Source organism: Microcystis wesenbergii FACHB-1317 (genome assembly GCF_014696875.1).
GTDB lineage: Bacteria > Cyanobacteriota > Cyanobacteriia > Cyanobacteriales > Microcystaceae > Microcystis > Microcystis wesenbergii_A.
Window position 1 is genome coordinate 1 of the sequence record NZ_JACJQV010000030.1, and the last position, 2909, is coordinate 2909.

Sequence of the window (2909 nt, forward strand, 5' to 3'; positions counted from 1 at the left end):
ATTTTATCATCAAGATATAGGAATCGGAGACGGCGTTTTGGTCTGAGATTTAATTTAATCGCTGGCATTTACAACTATGAACTTGCTTTAGGCTATCATCAAGTAGCTGAATAGGACTTTTGCAGGAGGTCTCCTGATTACCACGGTGCAAGCTGCCCACGGGGTGGGAATCGCCGCGCCCCAAGTTGCTCGGTCTCTGCGTCTGTTTATCCTTGCTTCTCACCCCAATCCTCGTTATCCCGACGCTCCGATGATGTCACCCACTGCCATGATTAATCCGCGTATTTTGCGGGTGAGCGAGGAAATGGTCAAGGGTTGGGAAGGTTGTCTCAGTGTCCCCAATTGGCGCAGTTTTGTCCCCCGTCATCAGTGGATCGAGGTGGCCTATTGCGATCGCAATGGTCAGGAAATCCGTCAAGTTTTCAGGGATTTTGTCGCGCGCATCTTTCAACACGAATACGATCATCTGGAAGGAATCCTCTTTCTCGATCGCCTTGCTTCTCCGGCGGATTTATACTCGGAGGAAGAATACCATAAAATCAGGAATATTGCTGAATATAAGCGATAAAATCGCAAAATCTGCCTATCTCTTCAAAATAAGTTAAATAACTCAACGGGAATATTTTATCTGGCGACAAAATTTTTGTTGGTAAATCTAAATTGTTTGTTAAAATGATAACGATTATCATTCTAGGAAGTCCAAGATAGCAAACAAACGAACTACTTGACAAGATAGACTAATTATGTAGTAGAACCCTGCCTGCCCTCAATATTTCCGCACCGGAGATAACCCCACAGATGAGGGAATAACCCGATAGCTTTCATTAGTTATCGTCTAGATGCCCAGAAAAATAAATACTCTAGCAAAGGGTATTTATTGACATTGGTAGAATCAGAAAACTTTGCCGATCAATTAACTATTGGAGTCCGTAAAAATATCTATGACCTTAGCTAAATCCAAAGCAATTTTCGACAATGATGACTACAATCACTTTCCCGAAGTGATTACCGAACCTAAATCGCCGGTATCGGAAGCTGAGATGATGCAAGCGGTAAGAACACTGCTGTTAGGATTAGGAGAAGATCCCGATCGCGAAGGTTTACGAGACACTCCCAAACGAGTAGTAAAAGCCCTAAAATTTCTCACTTCTGGTTATCAGCAATCCCTGGATGAATTGCTGAATGGGGCAGTTTTTCACGAGGATGCTAACGAGATGGTTTTAATCCGAGACATCGATATTTTTAGCTCCTGTGAACACCATATTTTACCAATTATCGGCCGCGCTCATGTTGCCTATATTCCTAACGGGAAAGTGATCGGTTTATCGAAAATTGCCCGCATCTGTGAAATGTACGCCAGACGACTGCAAGTGCAGGAACGTTTAACCGCACAAATTGCCGATGCTTTGCAAGGATTACTACAACCTCAAGGGGTAGCTGTGGTGATTGAAGCGACTCATATGTGTATGGTAATGCGCGGGGTTGAAAAACCCGGTTCTTGGACTTCTACGAGTGCCGTGCGCGGTATTTTTGCCGATTCTGCTAAGACTCGTCAAGAGTTTATGAGTTTGATTCGTCATAGTCCCGATTTTCACTAATTAGTCAGGGGGATCAGGATTATTTGATCGTCCTATCCCCGGTTTTTGCCTAGGTAAAAAACTAGAGCAAAACCAGCTATTTACTGTTTACTTTTTATTTTTAACTCGCTGTTATCATGCTGATTCGTCCCCGTCGTCTTCGTTATACTCCAGCGATTCGCCGTCTTGTTCGTGAAACTGAATTAACCGTTAATGACTTGATTTATCCCCTCTTTATCATGGAGGGAGAAAATCAAAAGGTGGCTATTCCTTCTATGCCCGATTGTTATCGTTATTCCCTCGATTTATTGCTCAAAGAAGTAGTTAATGCTTATAATTTAGGCATTAATGCCATCGCTCTTTTCCCCCTGATTGCCGAAGATAAAAAAGATAATTGCGGCAGAGAAAGTTATAATCCCGATGGTTTAGTGCCAAGGGCAGTGAAAGCGATCAAAAAAGAAGTCCCTGAAATAATTATTATCACCGATGTAGCCCTCGATCCTTTTTCGATTTATGGTCATGATGGTATTGTGGAGGACGGGAAAATTCTCAACGATGAAACCCTAGAAGTTTTAGTGAAAATGTCGCTCTCGCAAGCGGCGGCCGGGGCTAATTTCGTCGCTCCTTCCGATATGATGGATGGTAGGGTTGGGGCGATCCGTCGAGCTTTAGATGCGGCTGGCTATTTAGATGTGGGAATTCTCGCTTATACGGCTAAATATGCCTCTGCTTATTATGGTCCCTTCCGAGATGCTTTAGAATCAGCGCCAAAATTTGGTGATAAGAAAACCTATCAAATGGATGGGGCTAATAGTCGGGAAGCCTTACGGGAAGCCAGTTTAGATATAACAGAAGGGGCAGATATTATTATGGTTAAGCCCGCTCTGGCCTACCTCGATATTATCCGTCGTCTGCGCGATAGTAGCCATCTTCCCGTCGCCGCTTACAATGTTAGTGGTGAATACGCAATGATTAAAGCGGCGGCAAAACAGGGCTGGATTGACGAAAAAAGCCTGATTTTGGAAACTTTAACCAGTATGAAACGAGCGGGGGCCGATTTGATTTTGACCTATTTTGCTCTCGATGTGGCATTAATGAAACAGGAAAGCCGATTTTAGGGTTTTTGCCAGCGAAATTGATAGACATTATCCTGCGCTCCCCATACCTGCCGACCAAGGCTATAGATCTCTTGCAAAAGTAATCAAGATATATATTTTTCTCGGTAACGAAGTTCGTAATTGTAGATACCAGCAATCAAATTCAATCTCAGACCAAATCGCCGTCTGCGATTTCTGTATCTTGATGAAAGTATCCGAAATATTTTGAGACGAC

At 43.3% G+C, this 2909-nt stretch carries 2 protein-coding genes and 3 pseudogenes; 4 read left to right on the forward strand and 1 reads right to left on the reverse strand.

The annotated features are described in order from the left end of the window. The 4 genes and pseudogenes from H6F92_RS00465 to hemB form a co-directional block, all read left to right on the forward strand. Positions 1-114 (forward strand): annotated as a pseudogene (locus H6F92_RS00465) (IS5/IS1182 family transposase); the annotation flags it as partial. Positions 115-133: 19 nt separating this feature from the next. Next, positions 134-568: pseudogene (gene def / locus H6F92_RS00470) on the forward strand (peptide deformylase); the annotation flags it as partial. 373 nt (positions 569-941) lie between these two features. Continuing rightward, positions 942-1598 carry a GTP cyclohydrolase I FolE gene (gene folE / locus H6F92_RS00475; RefSeq protein WP_002752393.1) on the forward strand — a complete coding sequence of 219 codons (657 nt, stop codon included), beginning with the start codon at positions 942-944 and terminating at the stop codon, positions 1596-1598. 116 nt (positions 1599-1714) lie between these two features. Beyond that, positions 1715-2695, forward strand: a complete 981-nt coding sequence (gene hemB, locus H6F92_RS00480) for a porphobilinogen synthase (protein WP_190356405.1) — start codon at positions 1715-1717, stop codon at positions 2693-2695. 83 nt (positions 2696-2778) lie between these two features. On the opposite strand, the pseudogene H6F92_RS00485 reads toward hemB, so the two are convergent. Next, positions 2779-2909: pseudogene (locus tag H6F92_RS00485) on the reverse strand (IS5 family transposase); the annotation flags it as partial.

Excerpts from the sequence above, each read along its gene's own strand:
- hemB (WP_190356405.1), top strand. The coding sequence starts at position 1,715 with ATGCTGATTCGTCCCCGTCGTCTTCGTTATACTCCAGCGATTCGCCGT.
- folE (WP_002752393.1), top strand. The coding sequence starts at position 942 with ATGACCTTAGCTAAATCCAAAGCAATTTTCGACAATGATGACTACAAT.